The following is a 584-nucleotide window of genomic DNA, read 5'->3' on the forward strand; positions in this document are numbered from 1 at the left end:
GAATTACCATGGGTGTGCCAGGATCAGTGAATCAAAAAACCCGAAAAATGCTGATGACACAGAGCTGGTTTAATGTGGAAGAAGTTGAAAACATTGAGAAGCTTGTGGAAGCTTCATTTCCTTGCTGTACAACCATCATCAAAAATGATATCAACCTGGCAGCCACAGGAGAAATGAGATATGGCATTGGCAGAGGCTATAAAAATCTGATTTATGTCAGTGTTGACATGGGCGTGGGTGCAGGAATCATTCTGGAGGGAAAACTGTATGAAGGAAGTCGGTTTGCCTCGGGAGAAATTGGATATTCAAAAATCTGCTGTGGAACTTCCCGCAATTTAGAGGAAGAGACGTCTATTCGGTCGATACTTCAACAGATTAAAGACAACAAATTGCTTAATAAAGACGATAGAGGCATACGTTTTCTTTCACAAGACAAAAATGCCCTCAACATCGAAGAAGTGAGAAAAGCCATCAAAGAAGAAGATGCTGAACTGGTAAGCATAATGCATGACGTTGTGGAGAAGTTGGGATTTACTTTGGCAAATATATGTGTCTTGTTGGATATTGAGCAGATCATAATAGGT

General features: G+C 40.4%; 1 protein-coding gene. It reads left to right on the forward strand.

What is annotated here, in order from left to right; genetic code table 11:
* Positions 1-8: 8 nt before the first annotated feature.
* The coding region (locus AAIG11_RS17930; RefSeq protein ID WP_343187555.1) for an ROK family protein at positions 9-584 on the forward strand (576 nt) is incomplete at its 3' end.

It is taken from the genome of Anoxynatronum sibiricum, from assembly GCF_039414295.1.
Classification (GTDB): Bacteria; Bacillota; Clostridia; order Peptostreptococcales; family Tindalliaceae; genus Anoxynatronum; species Anoxynatronum sibiricum.